The organism is Blastococcus sp. SYSU DS0552, from assembly GCF_054050815.1.
Genome location: NZ_JBJHAB010000006.1, coordinates 18,451 through 38,198, shown reverse-complemented (window position 1 = coordinate 38,198; position 19,748 = coordinate 18,451). Strand labels below are relative to the sequence as shown.

19 protein-coding genes are annotated in these 19,748 nt (G+C 73.7%); 12 read left to right on the top strand and 7 right to left on the bottom strand.

Features of this window, described 5'->3' with window-relative positions; all coding sequences use genetic code 11:
* The first annotated feature begins 1 nt into the window (after position 1).
* Positions 2 to 1,507, top strand: a complete 1,506-nt coding sequence (locus ACI8AG_RS07615; protein WP_456596534.1) for a DUF349 domain-containing protein — start codon at positions 2 to 4, stop codon at positions 1,505 to 1,507.
* Positions 1,508 to 1,580: 73 nt separating this feature from the next.
* On the opposite strand, the gene miaB is transcribed toward ACI8AG_RS07615, so the two are convergent.
* Positions 1,581 to 3,062, bottom strand: a complete 1,482-nt coding sequence (miaB, locus tag ACI8AG_RS07610) for a tRNA (N6-isopentenyl adenosine(37)-C2)-methylthiotransferase MiaB (protein WP_456596533.1) — start codon at positions 3,060 to 3,062, stop codon at positions 1,581 to 1,583.
* Between the two features lie 72 nt (positions 3,063 to 3,134).
* On the opposite strand from miaB, the gene ACI8AG_RS07605 reads away from it, so the two are divergent.
* From ACI8AG_RS07605 to ACI8AG_RS07565, 9 genes are all read left to right on the top strand, one after another.
* Positions 3,135 to 3,761: a DUF2975 domain-containing protein gene (locus ACI8AG_RS07605; RefSeq protein ID WP_456596532.1), complete on the top strand. Its 627-nt coding sequence runs from the start codon at positions 3,135 to 3,137 to the stop codon at positions 3,759 to 3,761.
* Complete coding sequence (locus ACI8AG_RS07600) at positions 3,758 to 4,006, top strand: helix-turn-helix domain-containing protein (RefSeq protein ID WP_456596531.1); 249 nt, start codon at positions 3,758 to 3,760, stop codon at positions 4,004 to 4,006. Before ACI8AG_RS07605 ends, ACI8AG_RS07600 begins: the two co-directional genes overlap by 4 nt.
* Before the next feature lie 115 nt (positions 4,007 to 4,121).
* The gene (locus tag ACI8AG_RS07595; protein ID WP_456596530.1) at positions 4,122 to 4,877 is read left to right on the top strand and encodes an amino acid ABC transporter ATP-binding protein; all 756 of its coding nucleotides are present in this window, start codon (positions 4,122 to 4,124) and stop codon (positions 4,875 to 4,877) included.
* Between the two features lie 16 nt (positions 4,878 to 4,893).
* The gene (locus ACI8AG_RS07590) at positions 4,894 to 5,787 is read left to right on the top strand and encodes a glutamate ABC transporter substrate-binding protein (RefSeq protein WP_456596529.1); all 894 of its coding nucleotides are present in this window, start codon (positions 4,894 to 4,896) and stop codon (positions 5,785 to 5,787) included.
* A 75-nt stretch (positions 5,788 to 5,862) separates the two neighbouring features.
* Complete coding sequence (locus ACI8AG_RS07585) at positions 5,863 to 6,513, top strand: amino acid ABC transporter permease (RefSeq protein ID WP_456596528.1); 651 nt, start codon at positions 5,863 to 5,865, stop codon at positions 6,511 to 6,513.
* The gene (locus tag ACI8AG_RS07580) at positions 6,510 to 7,421 is read left to right on the top strand and encodes an amino acid ABC transporter permease (protein ID WP_456596527.1); all 912 of its coding nucleotides are present in this window, start codon (positions 6,510 to 6,512) and stop codon (positions 7,419 to 7,421) included. The genes ACI8AG_RS07585 and ACI8AG_RS07580 overlap by 4 nt, the downstream gene beginning before the upstream one ends.
* Before the next feature lie 78 nt (positions 7,422 to 7,499).
* Positions 7,500 to 7,988, top strand: a complete 489-nt coding sequence (locus ACI8AG_RS07575; RefSeq protein WP_456596526.1) for a hypothetical protein — start codon at positions 7,500 to 7,502, stop codon at positions 7,986 to 7,988.
* 74 nt (positions 7,989 to 8,062) lie between these two features.
* Entirely contained in the window at positions 8,063 to 8,440 is a 378-nt protein-coding gene (locus ACI8AG_RS07570; RefSeq protein WP_456596525.1) for a nuclear transport factor 2 family protein, read from the top strand.
* 71 nt (positions 8,441 to 8,511) lie between these two features.
* Positions 8,512 to 9,054 (top strand): AAA family ATPase, encoded by a 543-nt coding sequence (locus ACI8AG_RS07565; protein WP_456596524.1) that lies wholly within the window; start codon positions 8,512 to 8,514, stop codon positions 9,052 to 9,054.
* A gap of 31 nt (positions 9,055 to 9,085) precedes the next feature.
* Here the strand turns inward: ACI8AG_RS07565 and ACI8AG_RS07560 are convergent, their stop codons facing one another.
* The 4 genes from ACI8AG_RS07560 to ACI8AG_RS07545 form a co-directional block, all read right to left on the bottom strand.
* A complete protein-coding gene (locus tag ACI8AG_RS07560; RefSeq protein WP_456596694.1) occupies positions 9,086 to 9,697 on the bottom strand; it encodes a regulatory protein RecX in 612 nt (203 codons plus the stop codon).
* Positions 9,698 to 9,743: 46 nt separating this feature from the next.
* Positions 9,744 to 10,781 carry a recombinase RecA gene (gene recA / locus ACI8AG_RS07555; protein ID WP_346619486.1) on the bottom strand — a complete coding sequence of 346 codons (1,038 nt, stop codon included), beginning with the start codon at positions 10,779 to 10,781 and terminating at the stop codon, positions 9,744 to 9,746.
* 176 nt (positions 10,782 to 10,957) lie between these two features.
* Positions 10,958 to 11,152 (bottom strand): DUF3046 domain-containing protein, encoded by a 195-nt coding sequence (locus tag ACI8AG_RS07550; RefSeq protein WP_456589355.1) that lies wholly within the window; start codon positions 11,150 to 11,152, stop codon positions 10,958 to 10,960.
* 146 nt (positions 11,153 to 11,298) lie between these two features.
* On the bottom strand, positions 11,299 to 12,576 hold the full coding sequence (locus ACI8AG_RS07545) for an MFS transporter (RefSeq protein ID WP_456596523.1): 1,278 nt from the start codon (positions 12,574 to 12,576) through the stop codon (positions 11,299 to 11,301).
* 88 nt (positions 12,577 to 12,664) lie between these two features.
* Between ACI8AG_RS07545 and ACI8AG_RS07540 the strand changes: the two genes are divergently transcribed.
* Complete coding sequence (locus tag ACI8AG_RS07540; RefSeq protein WP_456596522.1) at positions 12,665 to 17,260, top strand: ATP-dependent helicase; 4,596 nt, start codon at positions 12,665 to 12,667, stop codon at positions 17,258 to 17,260.
* A gap of 16 nt (positions 17,261 to 17,276) precedes the next feature.
* On the opposite strand, the gene ACI8AG_RS07535 is transcribed toward ACI8AG_RS07540, so the two are convergent.
* Positions 17,277 to 17,813 carry an antibiotic biosynthesis monooxygenase gene (locus ACI8AG_RS07535; RefSeq protein WP_456596521.1) on the bottom strand — a complete coding sequence of 179 codons (537 nt, stop codon included), beginning with the start codon at positions 17,811 to 17,813 and terminating at the stop codon, positions 17,277 to 17,279.
* A gap of 149 nt (positions 17,814 to 17,962) precedes the next feature.
* Between ACI8AG_RS07535 and ACI8AG_RS07530 the strand changes: the two genes are divergently transcribed.
* A complete protein-coding gene (locus tag ACI8AG_RS07530; protein ID WP_456596520.1) occupies positions 17,963 to 18,820 on the top strand; it encodes a DNA-formamidopyrimidine glycosylase family protein in 858 nt (285 codons plus the stop codon).
* Positions 18,821 to 18,824: 4 nt separating this feature from the next.
* Here the strand turns inward: ACI8AG_RS07530 and ACI8AG_RS07525 are convergent, their stop codons facing one another.
* Positions 18,825 to 19,661 carry a PspA/IM30 family protein gene (locus ACI8AG_RS07525; protein ID WP_456596519.1) on the bottom strand — a complete coding sequence of 279 codons (837 nt, stop codon included), beginning with the start codon at positions 19,659 to 19,661 and terminating at the stop codon, positions 18,825 to 18,827.
* Between the last annotated feature and the right edge of the window lie 87 nt (positions 19,662 to 19,748).

Sequence of the window (19,748 nt, the reverse complement as noted above, 5' to 3'; positions counted from 1 at the left end):
CGTGTCGAGCACGGACGACCCCGGCAACGGGGTGCAGCAGGCCGCTCCGCCGATTGCGGAGACCCCCGAGACCCCCGCCCCCGAGGCGGCGACCCCGACCGACGGCGCCGACGCGGTGACCCCCGCGGCCGGCACGCCGGCGGCGCCGACCCCCGCGGAGGCGGCCCTCGCCGACCCCACCGGCGCGGCGCCGGCACCGGAGCCGGCGCCCGCACCCGCGGCCGAACCGGAACCCGCGACCACCCCGGAGCCGACGCCGGCCCCGGCCCCGGCGGCTCCTCCGGTCGAGCGGGTGGTGAGCGACCCGGCGCAGTGGGGCCGGGTCGACGAGGACGGCACCGTCTACGTGCGCACCGCCGACGGCGAGCGCGAGGTCGGCTCGTGGCAGGCGGGCGACGCCGAGGCGGGGCTCGCCCACTACGGCCGCCGCTTCGACGACCTCGCCACCGAGGTGTCGCTGCTGGAGGCCCGGCTCAAGGCGCACACCGGCAACCCCGGCGAGATCAAGGCGAAGGCCCAGGCGCTGGCCGAGTCGATCCCGACCGCCGCCGCGGTGGGCGACCTCGAGGGGCTGGCCGCCCGGGCCCGCGCCATCGTGGCGACCGCCGAGGCCGCCGCCGTCGAGTACCGGGCGGAGAAGGCCGCCGCCCGGGCGGCGCAGGTGGCGCGCAAGGAGGCCCTGGCCGCCGAGGCCGAGCAAATCGCCGCCGAGTCGACGTCCTGGAAGGCCGCCGGCGACCGCCTCAAGGCGATCGTCGAGGAGTGGAAGACCATCCGCGGAATCGACCGCAAGACCGACGACGCGCTGTGGTCCCGGTTCGCCGCCGCCCGCGACGCCTTCGGCCGCCGGCGCGGCGCCCACTTCGCGCAGCTCGACGCCCAGCGCGGCGAGGCCCGCGCGGCCAAGCAGGAGCTCATCGCCGAGGCACGGCGGCTGTCGACGTCCACCGACTGGGGTCCCACCAGCGCCGCGATGCGCTCGCTGATGGACCGCTGGAAGGCCGTGCCGCGCACCGGCCGGGACGGCGACGACGACCTGTGGAAGGAGTTCCGCGCCGCGCAGGACGTGTTCTTCAGCGCCCGCGCCGAGCAGGACAAGGCGCGTGACGCCGAGCAGGTCGCCAACCAGCGGGCCAAGGAGGAGCTGCTGGCCGAGGCCGAGCAGCTCGACCCGGGCAAGGACCTGCGCGGGGCCCAGAACGCGCTGCGGAAGATCCAGGAGCGCTACGACGCCATCGGGCACGTGCCGCGCGCCGTGATGCGCCAGCTCGAGGACCGGATGCAGGCCGTGGAGCAGAAGGTGCGCGGGGCCGCCGACGCCGGCCGGGTGCGCACCGCCCCGGAGAACCCGATGGTCGCCTCGATGCGGGCCGCCGTCACCAAGGCCGAGGAGCAGCTGGCCAAGGCGGAGGCCGCGGGCGACCAGCGCCGCATCGCCGAGGCGCAGGCGAACCTCGACACCCGGCGGGAGTGGCTGGCCGAGGCCGAGAAGTCCGCTCGCCGCTAGCCCTGCCAGGCATAGGAAGCTTTACCTACGGTTCTGCTCGCGATCCCGTAGGTAAAGCTTCCTATGCCCTGGTTCAGCAGCCGGTCGTGAGCACCGGGAGCGGCTCGGGGACGCCGATCCGCGGCATGCCCAGCGAGACGCCCGGCGTCGTGGGCCGGCTCCCGGCCTCGCTCGCGTCCCCGGCGCGGGTGCGCCGGTGGGACTGCAGCGGGCCGTCGGCTACGAGGTGGTGCGGCGCGGCCTGGGTGACAACCGTCTCGACGACGTCGCCGGGGCGCACCCCGTCGGCCGCCGTGAAGTGCACGAGCCGACCGTCGCGGGCGCGGCCGGAGAGCCGGCCGCGCGCGGCGTCCTTGCTGCCCTCCCCCGCGGCGACGAGCAGCTCCACCCGCGCGCCGACGAGCTTCCGGTTCTCGTCCCAGCTGATCTCGTCCTGCAGGGCGGTCAGGCGGAGGTAGCGCTCCTGCACGACCTCCTTGGGCAGCTGCCCCTCCATCTCGGCGGCGGGCGTGCCCGGCCGCTTGGAGTACTGGAAGGTGAAGGCGCTGGCGAACCGCGCCTGCCGGACGACGTCCAGGGTCTGCTCGAAGTCCTCCTCCGTCTCCCCGGGGAACCCGACGATGATGTCGGTGGTGATCGCGGCGTCGGGCATGGCGGCGCGCACCCGGTCGATGATCCCGAGGTAGCGCTCCTGCCGGTAGGCGCGACGCATCCGCTTGAGGACGTCGTCCGAGCCGGACTGCAGCGGCATGTGCAGCTGGTGGCAGACCGCCGGCGTCTCGGCCATGGCGGCGATGACGTCGTCGGTGAACATCGCCGGGTGCGGGCTGGTGAACCGGATCCGCTCCAGCCCCTCGATGCGGCCGGTGGCCCGCAGCAGGTCGGCGAACGCGCCACGGTCACCGAAGTCGCTGCCGTAGCTGTTCACGTTCTGCCCGAGCAGGGTCACCTCGAGCACGCCCTGGTCGACCAGCGCCTGCACCTCGGCCAGGATCTCGCCGGGACGGCGGTCCTTCTCCTTGCCGCGCAGCGCCGGGACGATGCAGAACGTGCAGGTGTTGTTGCAGCCGACGCTGATCGACACCCAGCCGGAGTAGGCCGAGTCCCGCTTCGCGGGCAGGGTCGAGGGGAAGACCTCCAGCGCCTCGGCGATCTCCACCTGCGCCTCGGCGTTGTGCCGGGCCCGCTCCAGAAGAGCCGGCAGCGAGCCGACGTTGTGGGTGCCGAAGACGACGTCGACCCACGGCGCCCGCCGGACGATCTCGCCGCGGTCCTTCTGCGCGAGGCAGCCGCCGACGGCGATCTGCATGCCGGGGCGGGCGTCCTTGACCGGGCGGAGGTGCCCGAGGTTGCCGTAGAGGCGATTGTCGGCGTTCTCGCGCACGGCGCAGGTGTTGAGGACGACGACGTCGGCGTCGTCCCCGTCCGCCGCGGCGGTGTACCCCGCCTGCTCCAGGAGGCCGGACAGCCGCTCGGAGTCGTGCACGTTCATCTGGCACCCGTAGGTGCGCACCCGGTAGGTGCGCGGGGCGGGGCTCTCCACAAGGCTGCTCATGACAGGAGGAAGGGTACGTCGCGGTTGGCACAACGATCGTCGTTGTTATCGACTTTCGTTATGGTCCGCGCCATGACGACGAGCCGCCCCTTCCTCGGCCGCACCGGCACGAACCTGGGCGCCGCCGTCCTGTTCGTCGTCGCCGGCGTCGCGGCCCTCTTCGCGGTGGTGCAGCCGATCAACCAGCTCACCCAGCCGGGCGGCAGCATCACGGTGAACGCGGCCGAACCGGACGGGGACCGCGCGCTCGACCTGCCCGGGCTGCCGGAGGGCGTCTGGGTCGTCGACTCCACGCCGGAGTCGACGCTGGTCGCCTCCGACCTCCCGGCCGGGCTGCGGGCGCTCACCGAGCTGCCGGCCTCGCTGAGCGCGATCGCCGTCGCTGTCGGCGCATGGCTGCTGGCGCGGGTGCTCTGGGCCATCCACGACGGGCACCCCTTCGACCGGCGCAACCCCGGCCGGCTGGCCGGCCTCGCCGCGGCCGTCGTCCTCGGCGGCCTGGTCGTGCCCATGGCCGAGGGGCTGGTCGCGGCCGCCGTGCTCGAGCACCTCGACCTGGCCGGGCCCGACTCCCCGCTCGTCCTGCTCGAGGTCACGATCCCGTTCATGCCGATCGGGCTGACCCTCGCCCTCCTGGCCGCGGCCGAGGCCTTCCGCCGCGGGCGCGCGTTGGAGGACGAGGTCGAGGGGACCGTGTGAGCCCCCGCGAGGCCGCTCAGGCGGCCGAGGAGGAGGCCGCCCACCGGGTGGTGTGCCACCTCGACCGGCTGCTCGACGAACGCGGCATGACCCTCGTCGAGCTCTCCGAACGGGTCGGTGTCTCCGTGGTGAACCTGTCGGTGCTCAAGAACGGGCGGGCGCGCGCCGTCCGGTTCTCCACGCTGACCGCGGTGTGCGATGCGCTGGGCTGCCAGCCGGGCGATCTCTTCTCCGTCGCGCCGTAGCGGTCACCCGAACGGGCGGACACCGAGCCGTGAGCCCGCGACCTACCGGGGTTCGTTACGCCTTCGTGATCGCGCGGTGCGGGAACCGCGACCTCCCACCCTTAGGGTCCCCAGGGTGACCAGCCGTCCGAACGGAGAGCCTCTCGTCCGCCTGTCCGGCGTCAACAAGTGGTTCGGCGAACTGCACGTGTTGCAGGACATCGACCTCGAGATCGCCCGCGGGGAGGTCGTCGTCGTCATCGGCCCGTCGGGCTCGGGCAAGTCGACGCTGTGCCGCGCGATCAACCGGCTCGAGCCCATCGAGAAGGGCGAGATCACGATCGACGGGGAGCGCCTGCCCGAGGAGGGCAAGCAGCTCGCCCGGCTGCGCGCCGACGTCGGCATGGTCTTCCAGAGCTTCAACCTCTTCGCGCACAAGACGATCCTCGAGAACGTCACGCTGGGCCCCATCAAGGTCCGCAAGCAGTCGAAGGCCGACGCCGAGAAGCGGGCCCGCGAACTGCTCGACCGGGTCGGCGTCGGCAGCCAGGCCGACAAGTACCCCGCTCAGCTCTCCGGCGGCCAGCAGCAGCGCGTGGCGATCGCCCGGGCGCTGGCCATGGAACCCAAGGTCATGCTCTTCGACGAGCCGACCTCCGCCCTGGACCCCGAGATGATCAACGAGGTCCTCGACGTCATGGTCGGCCTGGCGCGTGACGGCATGACGATGGTGGTCGTCACCCACGAGATGGGTTTCGCCCGCAAGGCGGCCAACCGCGTCGTGTTCATGGACGGCGGCCGGATCGTCGAGACCGCCGAGCCCGAGACCTTCTTCACCAACCCGCAGTCCGAGCGGGCCCAGGACTTCCTGTCCAAGATCCTCAACCACTGACCCTGAAGGGATCACCATGCGCATCACCCGCTACGCAGCGACGTTCGCGGCCCTGAGCATCGCGCTCACCGCCTGCTCCAGCGAGGCCGGCAACGAGGCGGAGGAGGCCGCCGAGGAGACCCAGGAGGTCGCCGAGGACGTCCAGTTCGAGGAGGGCACGACGATGGCGGAGCTCGCCGAGGCCGGCGAGATCACCATCGGCACCAAGTTCGACCAGCCCGGCTTCGGTCTGCTCAACCCGAACACGCAGACCCCCGAAGGCTTCGACGTCGAGATCGCCGAGCTGATCGCCGCCGAGCTCGGCATCGCGCCGGAGTCGATCAACTGGGTCGAAACCGTGTCGGCCAACCGCGAGCCCTTCATCCAGAACGGCCAGGTCGACATGGTGGTCGCCACCTACACCATCAACGACCAGCGGAAGCAGGTCGTTGACTTCGCCGGGCCCTACTACGAGGCCGGGCAGGACATCATGGTCGCCGCGGGCAACCCCGAGGGCATCGAGGGGCCGGAGGATCTCGCAGGGAAGACGGTCTGCTCCGTCGAGGGCTCCACGCCGGCCCAGAACATCCGGGACAACTACCCCGAGGCCGAGCTCATCACCTACGACGTGTACTCCAAGTGCGCGGATGACCTGGCGAACGGCAACGTGCAGGCCGTCACCACCGACAACGTGATCCTCACCGGTCTGGTCGCCGGCAGCCCTGACGAGTTCGAGCTCGTCGGCAACCCCTTCACCGAGGAGCCCTACGGCATCGGCCTGGAGAAGGGCGACGACGAGTTCCGCGACTTCATCAACGACGTGCTCGTGGAGTCCTTCGAGAACGGTGAGTGGGCCGCGGCCTGGGACCGCACGGCTGGTGACATCACCGGCACGGAGGCCCCCGAGCCCCCGTCGGTCGACCGCTACTGATCGCCGGCGGCGTCACCGGGCGGGCACCCGCCCCCCGGTGACGCCGTCCCCGGCCGGACCTCGGGAGGAGGCACGGTGCAGTTCCTGATCGACAACTTCCCGCTGCTGCGCAGCGCCTTCCTGACCACGCTCTCGCTGGCGGTGGCCAGTGGTGTCTTCGCGCTGGTGCTGGGCACGATCCTCGCCGGCATGCGAGTGAGTCCCGTGCCGACGCTGCGCGGGCTGGCCACGTTCTACGTCGAGGTCTTCCGGAACACGCCCCTCACCGTCGTCTTCTTCTTCCTGTTCTTCGGCATCGTCGAAGTCGACCTGCAGTTCCCGAGCCGGTTCACGGCCGCCGTCGCGGCCCTGGGGCTCTACACCGCCGCCTTCGTCGCCGAGGCGCTGCGGTCGGGGATCAACGCGGTCTCCACCGGCCAGGCCGAGGCCGCCCGGGCCATCGGGCTGGACTTCGGCCAGAGCCTGCGCTCGGTCGTGCTGCCGCAGGCCTTCCGGACCGTGGTGCCCCCGCTGGGCAACGTGTGGATCGCCCTGGCGAAGAACACCTCGATCGCGGCCGGCTTCGCCGTCACCGACCTCACCGCCGCGCTGCAGCGGCTGGCCAACCTCAACGCCGACCAGATCCTGATGGTCTTCTTCGCGATCGTGCTCGGCTACCTCGTCATCACGCTGCCTTCCGCGTGGGCCATCCGCGCGATCGAGAACCGGGTGGCGATCGTCCGATGAGCACCTCCACCGTCCTCTTCGATCTGCCCGGCCCCCGGGCACGACGTCGGCAGCGGATCGGCACCATCCTCGGTGGCCTGCTGATCCTCGCGCTCATCGGCCTGGCCCTGTGGCGGCTGGGCATCAACGGCCAGCTGGACCCTGCCCGCTGGGCCGTGCTGTTCGACGTCCGGGCCGGCGTGCCCCAGGCCCTCGGTGAGGCGCTGCTCAACACGTTGGTGGTGGCTGCCGTCGGCATGGTGGCGGCCACCGTCCTGGGTGCCTTGCTCGCAGCCGGACGACTCTCCGACCACCTCTGGGTGCGGATCCCGGTGACCGCCGTGATCGAGTTCTTCCGCGCCGTGCCGCTGCTGGTCCTGATTCTGTTCGCGTTCCTGTTCCTGCCCACCGTGGGCGTGCCGATGACCGCGTTCCGCGCCCTGGCGATCGGCCTGACGCTCTACAACATGGCCGTGCTCGCCGAGATCTTCCGGGCGGGCATCCTGTCGGTCGACCGCGGCCAGCGGGAGTCCGCGTTCGCCTTGGGCATGCGCAAGACCCAGGTCATGACCCTGGTGCTGCTCCCGCAGGCGGTCCGCCGGATGCTGCCGGTCCTGGTGGCGCAGCTGGTGGTGCTGCTCAAGGACAGCTCGCTGGGGTTCATCGTCGGCTACCTGGAGCTGCTACGGCAGGCCCGCGCGCTCGTCGAGTTCTTCAACTTCCGCTTCGGCGACATCTACACCTTCCAGCTGTACGTCGCGGCTGGCCTGCTCTACATCATCGTGAACGTGCTGCTCTCCCAGCTCGCCCGGTACGTGGAGAAGCGCACCGCGCTCAACGCCAAGACAGCAGCGACCGAGGCGGTGGAACAGCCGATCGACGTCCAGATGGGACAGGGCGGGGCCGTGCCCGGTCGCATGGGCCACTGACGGTGATCGACGAGCACTGCCCCGGCTGACCCACTCGTCCCAGCCGGGCGCGCCGGACGGCCGCGCAGCCGAACGGTCGTGAGACTGGTCGGCACGATGGAGACGATGCACGCGGCCGGGCGCCGCAACCTGCCCCCGGTTCCCCGGAGTTCCACTGAGACGATCCCGCCGGGCGCCGACGCGCCCGTCGTCGCCCCCGTGATGGTGGATGCGACGGCCCAGCTGGACGCGGGCCAGGCGTTCGTCGAGCGTCTACGCGCCGCCGCGCCGGCGCTCGCCGAGGCAGCCGGCGCGGAGAGCGCGGTCGTCCGCGAGGTCGTGCCGCCGGCCCGGCACCGGCGGTCGCGGTGCCGGGTGGTGCTCCGCTACGAGGACGGCACCGAGACCGATCTGACGTTCGTCGGTGAGCGCCGCCGCCCGAACGCCTCGGACGAGGACGCCTTCGACGCGGAGATCACCCGCTGGCTGTCGAGCGGCCAACTCCGGGACCCGGCCTGGCTGGTGGCCGACCCGGAAGCCCCGGACGGGGTGGCCGTCGACGTGACCGCCTGGCTCGCCGCAGGCTGAGTCTGGCCGACGAACGCGATGGTGGCCGGTCCTCGCCCGGTGCGATCGTCTCGCGGACAGGCACAGTGGCGTGCATGGGTGCCTCGGACGTCACCGCCGTCCTCGACGAACTGATGGCCCGGGAACCTCTGTTCCACCGAACCGAGCGAGGAACGAGCCGGTCCGCCTTCGAGGCCATGACCGCCGAGGACTTCTGGGAGGTCGGCGCGTCCGGCGCCCGCTACGACCGCGAGCACGTGTGGTCGGTGCTGGAGCAGCGCTACGCAGACGGCGTCCTCGATGACTGGGAGACCAGCAACGTCGCCTGCCGCCCGCTGGGTGGTGACACGTTCCTGCTGACCTACCGACTCCGGCAGGGTGCCCGACTCACGCGACGCGCGACCATCTGGGAACGCACGGCCGACGACTGGCGCGTCATCTACCACCAGGGCACCGAGGTCGCCGGCGGCTGAACGCGCACCGGAGCCCGCCGGACACGTCGTGTCGGCCGGTGCACCGCGCCCCGACACGGCACGGTGAGTGGATGCTGATCGTCATCTCGGGGCTGCCGGGCACCGGCAAGTCCGCGGTCGCCACCGAGCTGGCTGCCCGGCTGAGGGCCGTCCACGTCTCCATCGACCCGATCGAGGACGCGCTCCTGGGCGCAGGGCTCCCCCGCTCCGGGGAGACCGGGGTAGCGGCGTACGAAGCCGCACGGGCCGTGGTGCAGCAGAACCTCGCGCTCGGAGCATCCGTCGTGGTGGATGCGGTGAACGACAGCGAACCCGCCCGCGAGACCTGGCGGGTGGCGGCCGCCACCGCCGGCGTGGACCTCGCCTTCGTGCTGCTGGTCCTCGAGGACGAGGTCGAGCACCGCCGTCGGCTGGAGGGCCGGCTACGAGACCTGTCGCACGTGCCGGAGCCTTCGTGGGGCGAGATCGTCGCGCGTGCGGCGGCGTACGCACCCTGGGCTCATGAATCGCCCCTACGGGTAGACGCCCGACAGCCGGTCACCGACGTGGTGCTCGAGCTGATGCGCCGGCTCGACCGGCCGGCACCAGACGGACCTGGCCGCCACCCCTCGTGAGCCGTACTCACGGCCGGCTCGACCTCGCCGGTCAGGGAAGCGCGCTCTCCTCGTCGAACTCGGAGAGGTCGCCGACGTCATCGCCGAGTTCTGCCTCGTCCAGCGCCTCCCGCACGACCGCCGCGGCGAGACCGCCGTTGTAGCCCTTGCGGGCGAGCATGCCGATGAGCCGGCGGGTGGCCGTCGCACGGTCGAGCCGGCGCATGCTCCCGACCCGCCGAGCCACGAGCCGACGAGCCGCCTCGCGCTCGTCGTCGTCATCCACCGCCTCGACGGCCTCCGCGGCCGTCTCCGGATCGACGCCCTTCGCCCGCAGCTCGGCGGAGAGCGCCCGGCGCGCCAGTCCACGACCGGCCTGCCGGCTGCTCACCCAGGCGCGGGCGAACGCGGCGTCGTCGATCAGGCCGACCTCGGTGAACCGGTCCAGCACCGCCTCGGCCGCGTCATCGGGCACTCCCCGGGTCGCGAGGAGATCCGCCAGTTGCTGGCGGGTCTTCGGGGCCCCGGTCAGCGCACGGAGGCAGATCGACCGTGCTACCTGCTCGGGATCGCCCGCGTCGTCCTCCGGGGAACCGGGGGCGACGTCCGGGGTCAGGGGATCGTCGCCACCCGGCGTCCGCGAACGTCGGCCGGCCCGGGTCACCCCGGAGCCGCGCCGACGGTTCGAGGGCCGGTCGTCCAGCACCGGATCAGAAGTCGGGGGCGTCGACCGGCGCCGGAGCGTCCAGCGTCGGGCCGATGCCCAGCTTCTCCTTGACCTTCTTCTCGATCTCGTCGGCGAGGTCGGGGTTGTCCTTCAGGAAGTTGCGGACGTTCTCCTTGCCCTGGCCGAGCTGGTCGCCCTCGTAGGTGTACCAAGCACCGGACTTCTTCACGATGCCCTGCTCGACACCGGCGTCGACGATGCCGCCCTCGCGGCTGAAGCCCTGGCCCCACAGGATGTCGAGCTCGGCCTGCTTGAACGGCGCGGCGACCTTGTTCTTGACCACCTTGATGCGGGTACGGCTGCCGATCGCGTCGGTGCCCTGCTTGAGGGTCTCGATACGACGGACGTCGAGCCGCACCGACGAGTAGAACTTCAGCGCCCGGCCACCGGTGGTGACCTCGGGCGAGCCGTAGACCACACCGACCTTCTCGCGCAGCTGGTTGATGAAGATCGCCGTCGTGCCGGAGTTGCTCAGCGCACCGGTGATCTTGCGCAGCGCCTGGCTCATCAGGCGGGCCTGCAGACCCACGTGGCTGTCACCCATCTCGCCCTCGATCTCGGCGCGCGGCACCAGGGCCGCGACGGAGTCGATGACGATGATGTCGAGCGCGCCGGAGCGGATCAGCATGTCCGCGATCTCCAGCGCCTGCTCACCGGTGTCGGGCTGGCTGACCAGCAGGGCGTCGGTGTCCACGCCGATGGCGCGGGCGTACTCCGGGTCGAGCGCGTGCTCGGCGTCGATGAACGCGGCGATGCCGCCGTTGGCCTGGGCGTTGGCCACCGCGTGCAGGGCGACCGTGGTCTTACCGGAGGACTCCGGCCCGTAGACCTCGATGACCCGGCCGCGGGGCAGGCCACCAATGCCCAGCGCGATGTCGAGGGCGATCGAGCCGGTCGGGATGACCTTGATGGCCACCTCGGGGCTGTCGCCCAGCCGCATCACCGAGCCCTTGCCGAACTGCTTGTCGATCTGGGCGAGGGCCATGTCGAGGGCCTTGTCGCGGTCGAGCGTTGCTGGCATGGTGCGTCACCTTCGGTTCGCGAGAAGCGGGTCGGGACCGACGCTAGGGCGAGGCACCGACAGTTTCCGGATTGCGGGGCGGAGTGTGGAGGAGCGGCCGCCCTGTGGACGTCACAGTAGGCCGAACGCCTGTTCGACTGCCAGGCCGACACGCCGACCCGGCCGTGGGCGTCGTCTCAGCGCTCCTTGACGGGCACGTCGAAGTCCTCGCAGATGGCCAGCCACACCTTGCGGACCGGCACGCCCTCGTCGATGGCGTCCACGGCGGTGCGGCCGCCCAGGGTGGAGAAGACGTGGTCGCGCGCCACGCTCTGGGCGCGCATGGACCCGAACTGACCGTCGAGCCGGGACCAGAACTCCTGCAGGCGCACACCCCGACGCTAACCCGCCGGGCCCCGCTCGCGCCGGTGCCGCCCTAGGCTGGCGCGCATGATCCCGGGCACCGGCTCCGCGACGCTCGACACCGTCCTCGAGATCGGCATCGTCGTCGCCCTCGTCGCGATCATCGTGGTGCTGATCAGGAACTACCGCGGGCGCTGACCCGCGTCCCGAGCCACACCACCACCAGCGGGAGCACCAGCGCGGCGGACACGGCGGACACCAGGCCGAACCCGCCCCAGGCGAGGAGCGGCCCCCCGACCACCCCCGCCAGCGCGGCCCCGAGCCCCATCAGCAGGTCGGTGCCGCCCTGCGCGGTCGGCCGCAGCTCCGGGCCGACCGACGCGGTGACCAGCGCCGACCCCGCGATCAGCCCGCACGACCAGCCCAGGCCGAGCAGCAGCAGGCCGGCGCCCAGCTGCACCGAGTCGGCGGGGGCCGCCGTCCCCGACACGGCGGCCGCGGCCAGCAGCAGCACGGCACCCAGGGCCACGACCGTCGGCGCGCCGACCCGGTCGGCGAGCATGCCGACCAGCGGGGAGAACAGGTACATGCCGGCGACGTGCACGCTGATCACCAGGCCGACGAGGCGGAGCACCGTCCCCTCGGGCCCGCCCGCGTGGCCCATGTGCACCGGCGTCATCACCATGACCCCGACCATGACCGAGTGGGCCACCACGACCGCGGTGATCCCCAGCCGCCCGGCCGGGGTCGCCCACACCGCCCGCAGAGCGGCCCCGGTGGCGTGCCGCGGCCGGGGACCGCCGTCGCCTCCGCCGAGCGCCCGGGCCACCAGCAGCGGATCGGGCCGCAGGAGCAGCAGGAAGCCCACGGCGACGAGCGCGAACACGACCGCCGACACCACGAAGACGCCACCGAGCGCCGGCAGCCCGAGGGCCTCGCCGAGCTCGGCGCCCGGTGCGGCGAGGTTGGGGCCGACCACCGAGCCGACGGTCGTGGCCCACACGACCAGCGACAGCGACCGGCCGCGGCGCTCGGGTGCGGCGAGGTCCGCCGCGGCGTAGCGCGACTGGAGCCCGCACGCCGTCGCGGCGCCGAACAGGAACAGCCCGGCCAGGAGCAGGAGCAGGGACGACGCCGCCGCGGCGAGGACGGTGAGGACGGCGCCGACGACGCTCACGCCGTAGCCGGTGGCCAGACCGGCCCGCCGCCCCGCGGTGTCGCTGATCCGCGCCAGCGGCACCGCAAGCACCGCCGCCCCCAGGACACCGGCCGTCTGCCCCAGGCCCGAGGCGGTGTCGGTGCCGGCGACGTCGCGGGCCAGCAACCCGCCCGCGGTGATGCCGACGGTGACGCCCAGCCCGGCGAGCGCCACACCGCCGCTGAGGACACCCAGGGTGCGGCGCTGCACGCCGGCGACGTCGATGGTGGCCTCGGGCTGCTGCAGCGGTGGCACGTGCACTCCCGTCTCCCGGGCGGGGAGGTCCCGCCGTCCGGCGCCCGCCGGTCAGCGAAGTGTCGTACACGGCGGGGACACTGAGCGCGTGCCCGCCCGCCCGACTCCCGCCCCCGGTGCGCTGGCCCGGTTCTCCGAGCCCACCCGCGCCTGGTTCACCGGTGCGTTCGAGCAGCCGACGGCCGCCCAGGACGGGGCCTGGCAGGCGATCAGCAGCGGCGAGCACGCCCTCGTCGTCGCCCCGACCGGGTCGGGGAAGACCCTGGCGGCATTCCTGTGGTCGCTCGACCGGCTCGCCGCCACCCCGCCGGCCGACGAGCGGACGCGGTGCCGGGTCCTCTACGTCTCCCCCCTCAAGGCGCTGGCCGTCGACGTCGAGCGCAACCTGCGGGCGCCGCTGGCCGGCATCGGCCAGGCCGCCGCACGGCTGGGGCTGCCGCGGCCGGAGATCCGCGTCGGGATCCGCTCGGGCGACACCCCCGCCGACGAGCGGCGCACCTTCGCGCGCCGCCCGCCCGACATCCTCATCACCACGCCGGAGTCGCTGTTCCTGCTGCTCACCAGCCAGGCGCGGGAGGCGCTGCGCGGCGTCGAGACGGTGATCGTCGACGAGGTCCACGCGGTCACCGACTCCAAGCGCGGCGCCCACCTCGCCGTCTCCCTCGACCGGCTCGACGAGCTGCTCGACCGGCCGGCGCAGCGGATCGGCCTGTCGGCCACCGTGCGCCCCATCGAGGAGGTCGCCACCTTCCTCGCCGGCGGCCGGCCGGTGCAGGTGGTCTCCCCCGGCTCGACCAAGCGCTGGGATCTCTCGGTCGTCGTGCCGATCGAGGACATGAGCGAGCTGGGACAACCGACCGGCGAGCTGGACGGCTCGGCGGCCGGGCACCAGCCGCGCAACTCGATCTGGCCGGCGGTCGAGGAGCGGGTGCTCGACCTCGTGCAGGCGCACCGCAGCACGATCGTGTTCGCCAACTCCCGCCGGCTGGCCGAGCGGCTGACCAGCCGGCTCAACGAGCTGGCCTACGAGCGCACCACCGGCAAGCCCGTCCCGCCCGGCACGAACGCCGCCGCCCTGATGGCCCAGGCCGGCTCCGGCGGCGGCCTCCCGGAGGCGTTCCAGCCCGTCGCCGCGGCCCACCACGGCTCGGTCTCCCGGGAACAGCGGGCCGTCGTCGAGGAGGCGTTGAAATCCGGCCGCCTGCCCGCCGTCGTCGCGACCTCGAGCCTCGAGCTCGGCATCGACATGGGCGCGGTCGACCTCGTCCTCCAGGTCGAGGCGCCGCCCACGGTCGCCAGCGGGCTGCAGCGGGTCGGTCGCGCCGGGCACCAGGTCGGGGCGGTCAGCCGCGGGGTGCTGTTCCCCAAGTACCGGGGCGACCTGGTGCAGTGCGCGCTGGTGGCCGAGCGGATGAAGGCCGGCGCGATCGAGTCGATCCGCTACCTGCGCAACCCCCTGGACGTGCTGGCGCAGCAGATCGTCGCGATCGTCGCCGAGCGCCCACGCACCGTCGACGAGGTCGGCGCGCTGGTGCGGCGCTCGGCGGCCTTCGCCTCGCTGCCGGAGTCCGCGCTGCACGCCGTCCTGGACATGCTGGCCGGGCGCTACCCCTCCGACGCCTTCGCCGAGCTGCGCCCACGGCTGACCTGGGACCGGGTCACCGACACGCTCACCGCCCGCGCCGGTGCCCAGCGGCTGGCCGTCACCAGCGGCGGCACGATTCCCGACCGCGGGTTGTTCGGCGTCTTCCTGGTCGGTGGCGAGGGGGCCGGCGGCCGCCGGGTCGGCGAACTGGACGAGGAGATGGTCTACGAGTCGCGGGCGGGCGACGTGTTCCTACTGGGCTCCTCGTCCTGGCGGATCGAGGAGATCACCCACGACCGCGTGCTGGTCACCCCCGCGCCCGGCCAGCCCGGGAAGATGCCGTTCTGGCACGGCGACGCCCCCGGCCGGCCGCTCGAGCTGGGCCGGGCGCTGGGGGCGTTCCTGCGGGAGGTCGGCTCGGCGACGCCGGAGGCCGGGCTGGAGCGGGCGCGGGCCGCCGGGCTGGACGAGTGGGGTGCGACGAACCTGGCGGCCTACCTCGGCGAGCAGAAGGCGGCCACCGGCCACCTGCCCGACGACCGGACGCTGCTGGTCGAGCGGTTCCGCGACGAGCTCGGCGACTGGCGGCTCGTCGTCCACTCCCCCTTCGGCGCCCAGGTCAACGCTCCGTGGGCGCTGGTGCTCGCCGCGCGGCTGCGGGAGCGCTACGGCGTCGACGTCTCCTCCATGCACTCCGACGACGGCATCGTGCTGCGGCTGCCCGACACGACCGGCGAGCCACCGGAGGGCGAGCTGGCCGTGCTCGATCCCGACGACGTCGAGCGCGAGGTCACCGCGGAGGTCGGCGGCTCGGCGCTGTTCGCCAGCCGGTTCCGCGAGTGCGCCGCCCGCGCGCTGCTGCTCCCCCGCCGCGACCCGCGCCGCCGCACCCCGCTGTGGCAGCAGCGGCAGCGCGCCGCCCAGCTGCTCTCGGTCGCCAGCGAGTTCGCCTCGTTCCCGATCACCCTCGAGGCGGCGCGCGAGGTGCTGCAGGACGTCTACGACGTGCCCGGGCTGGTCGAGCTGATGCGCGACGTGCGGGCCCGCCGGGTGCGGGTGGTCGACGTGCAGACCGAGACGGCGTCACCGTTCGCCCAGTCGCTGCTGTTCGGCTACGTCGGCCAGTTCCTCTACGAGGGTGACGCCCCGCTGGCCGAGCGCCGGGCCCAGGCGCTCGCCCTGGACACCGGCCTGCTCGCGGAGCTGCTCGGCCGCTCGGAGCTGCGCGAGCTCCTCGACGCGGAGGCGATCGCCGAGATCGAGGCGGAGCTGCAGCGGCTGCCCGAGCAACGCCACCCCCGCGACGTCGACGGCGCCGGCGACCTGCTCCGGGTGGTCGGGGACCTCACCGCCGCCGAGGCAGCGCGCCGAGGCGCGCCCCGGGAGTGGCTCGACGAGCTGGTCGCCGCCCGCCGGGCCCTGGTCGTCCGCATCGCCGGCGAGGAGCGGTACGTCGCCATCGAAGACGCCGGCCGGCTACGGGACGCCCTGGGCACCGCGCTGCCCGTCGGCGTGCCCGAGGTGTTCACCGAGCCCGTCGCCGACCCGCTCGGCGACCTGGTCGGCCGCTACGCGCGCACGCACGGCCCCTTCCAGCCCGCCGAGGCCGCCACCCGGCTGGGCCTGGGCGTCGCCGTGGTCACCGCGACGGTGCAGCGGCTCACCGGTACCGGGCGGCTCGTCTCCGGGGAGTTCCGCCCCGGCGGCACCGGGCAGGAGTGGTGCGACGCCGACGTGCTCCGGTCCATCCGGCGGCGCAGCCTGGCCAAACTCCGGCAGGAGGTCGAGCCGGTGCCCACCGGCACGCTGGCCCGGTTCACGCCCTCCTGGCAGTCGGTGGGCAGCCGGTTGCGGGGTGCCGACGGAGTGCTCGCCGTCGTGGAGCAGCTGGCCGGTGCCCTGGTACCGGCCAGCGCGCTGGAGTCGCTCGTGCTGCCGGCGCGGGTGCGCGACTACTCGCCGGCCATGCTCGACGAGCTCACGAGCGCAGGCGAGGTGCTGTGGGCCGGCGCCGGGGGGCTGCCCGGCGGGGACGGCTGGCTCAGCCTGGTGCCCGCCGACCTGGCGCCGCTGCTGCTGCCCGAGCAGCTGGAGGTCGCCGGTGAGGGGCAGCCGCTGCTCGAACTGCTCGCCGGTGGGCAGGCGATGTTCTTCCGGGGTCTCTCCGATGCCCTCGGCGCCACCGACGACGCCGCGCTCGCCGACCTGGTGTGGGACCTGGTGTGGGCCGGCGCGCTGACCAACGACACCCTGGCCCCGCTGCGCACCCGGCTCGGCGGGGGCGGCACCCACAAGCGGGCCGCCGCTCCCCCGCGGGTCACGCGCAACCGGTACGGCCGCCCGCGGCTGAGCCGGGGCGCGATGCCGACCCGCAGCGGCCCGCCCACGGTGGCCGGGCGCTGGTCGCGGCTGCCCGACCGGGAGGCCAACGCCACCCGGCGCACCACGGCACGGGCCGAGGCGTTGCTGGAGCGGCACGGCGTCCTCACCCGCGGCGCGGTCATGGCCGAGCAGGTCGTCGGCGGCTTCTCCGCCGTCTACCCGGTGCTGCGGGCGTTCGAGGAGAACGGCCGGGCCCGGCGCGGCTACTTCGTGGAGACCCTCGGGGCCGCCCAGTTCGGCACGCCCGGATCGGTCGACCGGCTGCGCAGCTTCGCCTCGCCCGACCGGGTGCCGGCGAGCGCCGTCGTGCTCGCCGCGACCGATCCGGCCAACGTCTACGGGGCGGCGTTGCCCTGGCCCGAGCGCACGGTCGCGGCCGGCGAGGCGGCCGTGGACCTCGGCGAGGGCACCGGCGCGGGACGGAAAGCCGGGCACCGGGCCGGGCGCAAGGCGGGAGCGCTGGTCGTCCTGGTCGACGGCGAGCTGGTGCTCTACGTCGAGCGCGGTGGGAAGACGCTGCTCTCCTGGACCGAGGAGGAGCAGGTGCTCAAAGAGGCGGCGACGGCGCTCTCCGGCGCGGTGTCCGCGGGTGCGCTGGGCCGGATGGTCGTGCAGAAGGCCGACGGCGCCTCGGTGCACGAGGACACCGCGCTGTCCCAGGCACTGCAGGCAGCCGGTTTCGCGGCCACCCCCCGCGGTCTGCGCCTGCGCGCCTGAGCCCGGCCGGACGGGCTCAGCGGCGGCGCGACCCCTGCAGCCACGGCGCCAGCCGGCGGCTCAGCCGCGGCATGACCAGCCGCAGCGCCGAGACGACGAAGACGGCCGACAGCAGCAGCCGCGGCGGCCAGGGCCACCCGCCCACGAGCGGCACGGCGACCACCTGGAACAGCGACGTGAACACCAGGACGACGGCGACCGTGAGCAGCCAGCTCCGCCATGCCGGCCCCGGCTTCGGCGGCACCGCGAAGAAGCCCTCCAGGCCCGCCACCCGGGCGTAGCGCTCGTCCTCGACCATGCCGGGCAGCCGGGCCAGGAAGTCGCGGCGCTGCGGCGAGTTCTCCCAGGCCGCCAGCGAATCGGCGTCGGCGAACCGGTAGACCAGGTGGTACTCGCTGCTCCCGGCGCCCGGCCGCAGCAGGGTGGCGCCGAGGTTCCCGGGGAAGTTCGCGGCCTCCGCCAGCACCGCAGCCGCGGCCCGCTCGAAGGCGGCCCGCCGGTCGGCCCGGACGACGCGGCCGACCGTCACCGTCACCGGCTCGGGGGCGGGCACGACCGGCTCGGTACGGCCGGAGACGGCACGCAGACGTAGGGGGACGCTCACGTGGGTCTCTCAGCGCGCACAGCGCCGCCGCTCATCCCGGTTGTCGGGGCTCTCACACCGGAGGGGCAGGCCGGCCCACCGCCGGGGATCATGGACACGTGCCCGAGGGAGACACCGTCTGGCTGGCCGCCGAGCGCATGAACACCGCGCTGGCCGGGGCCACGCTGCGGCGCGGCGAGTTCCGGCTCCCCCAGCTGGCCGCGCTGGACCTCACCGGCGCGGCCGTCACCGAGGTCCTCCCTCGCGGCAAGCACCTGCTGATCCGCCTGGCCGACGGGCGCACGCTCCGCACCCACTTCCGGATGGACGGCAGCTGGCACATCCACCGCCCCGGCACCCGCTGGAAGGGCGGCCCGGCCCACGACGTCCGCATCGTGCTGGCCACCGACGAGTGGGAGTGCGTCGGCTACCGGCTGCACGACGTGGAGCTCGTGCCCACCACGGACGAGGAGCAGCTCGTCGGCCACCTCGGGCCGGACGTGCTCGGTCCCGACTGGGACCTCGACGAGGCGCTGCGCCGCCTGCGCGCCCATCCCCATGAGCAGGTCGGCGTGGCGATCCTCGACCAGCGCAACCTCGCCGGGATCGGCAACCTCTACAAGGTCGAGTCGCTGTTCCTGCTGGGCCTGCACCCGTGGGCGCGGGTGGCCGACGTCGACGGCCGCCTGGCTCCGCTGGTCGAGCGCGCTCAGCGGCTCATGCGCGCGAACCTGCACCACCCCGAGCAGAACACCACCGGCGACCCGCGGCGCGGCCGCGACCACTGGGTCTTCGGCCGGAAGGGCCGCCCCTGCTTCCGGTGCGGAACGGCCATCCTGCTCGGCGAGCAGGGGCTGCCGACGCAGGAGCGCGTGACGTGGTGGTGCCCCCGCTGCCAGGCGGCCCGCTCCCCGATCGACCCGCAGGCCCGCACCGGGGAGCCGGACCGCCCGCAGCCGGTGACCGTCTACCGCTAGCTGCTCAGGCCTGCTCGGGGCGCTCCGCCGGCTGCGCCTGCGGCTGGGCGGCCTGCTCCGGCGCGGGCGCACCCTGCTCGATCGCACCCGCGGCGCCGCCGGCCTCGACCGCCGGCGTCCCGCCGCCCATCGTGGCGCGGATCTGGTCCAGCCGCGAGGCCCCGGCCACGTCGAGGGTCGCCTTCTCGACCTCGAGCATCCGGCCCTCGACCGAGGTCTGCGCCAGCTCTGCCTGACCCAGCGCGTTGGCGTAGCGGGCCTCGATCTTGTCGCGGATCTCCCCCAGGTTGGGGGTGTTGCCGGGCGCGGAGAGCTCGTTGACCTGACGCATCGAGTTGGCGACGTGCTCCTGCATCTTCGCCTGCTCGAGCTGGCTCATCAGCTTGGTGCGCTCGGCCAGCGTCGTCTGCAGCCGCATCCGCGACTGCTCCACCGCGCCGCGCGCCTGCTCGGCGGCCTGCAGCGCCTCGTCGTGGCTGCGCTTGAGGTCCTCCATCGACTGCTCGGCAGCCACCAGCTGGGTGGCGAACGCCTGGGCGGCCTGCTCGTACTCGGCCGCCTTCGCCGCGTCGCCCTTGGCGCGGGCCTGGTCGGCCAGCGTCAGGGCCTGGCGGGCCGAGGACTGCAACTTCTCGACCTCGCCCAGCTGGCGGTTGAGCCGCATCTCCAGCTGCCGCTGGTTGCCGAGCACCGCGGCGGCCTGGTTGGCCAGCGACTGGTGCCGCTGCTGCTCCGCCTCGATCGCCTGCGCGATCTGCACCTTCGGGTCCGCCCGCTGGTCGATCTGCGCATTGGCCGATGCGGTGAGGTACTTCCACAGCTTCACGAACGGGTTGGGCATGGGGTCCTCCTGCTCCGGCGCACTCGCCGGACCGGCGATGCTCGTCCCCAGCATCGTCCCAGGTGATCACCCTCGGCAGCCAACGCG

Bases quoted from the DNA above. Each gene is read 5' to 3' on its own strand.
- miaB (WP_456596533.1), bottom strand. From the start codon at position 3,062: ATGAGCAGCCTTGTGGAGAGCCCCGCCCCGCGCACCTACCGGGTGCGC.
- ACI8AG_RS07605 (WP_456596532.1), top strand. From the start codon at position 3,135: ATGACGACGAGCCGCCCCTTCCTCGGCCGCACCGGCACGAACCTGGGC.
- ACI8AG_RS07590 (WP_456596529.1), top strand. From the start codon at position 4,894: ATGCGCATCACCCGCTACGCAGCGACGTTCGCGGCCCTGAGCATCGCG.
- ACI8AG_RS07580 (WP_456596527.1), top strand. From the start codon at position 6,510: ATGAGCACCTCCACCGTCCTCTTCGATCTGCCCGGCCCCCGGGCACGA.
- ACI8AG_RS07570 (WP_456596525.1), top strand. From the start codon at position 8,063: ATGGGTGCCTCGGACGTCACCGCCGTCCTCGACGAACTGATGGCCCGG.
- ACI8AG_RS07565 (WP_456596524.1), top strand. From the start codon at position 8,512: ATGCTGATCGTCATCTCGGGGCTGCCGGGCACCGGCAAGTCCGCGGTC.
- recA (WP_346619486.1), bottom strand. From the start codon at position 10,781: ATGCCAGCAACGCTCGACCGCGACAAGGCCCTCGACATGGCCCTCGCC.
- ACI8AG_RS07525 (WP_456596519.1), bottom strand. From the start codon at position 19,661: ATGCCCAACCCGTTCGTGAAGCTGTGGAAGTACCTCACCGCATCGGCC.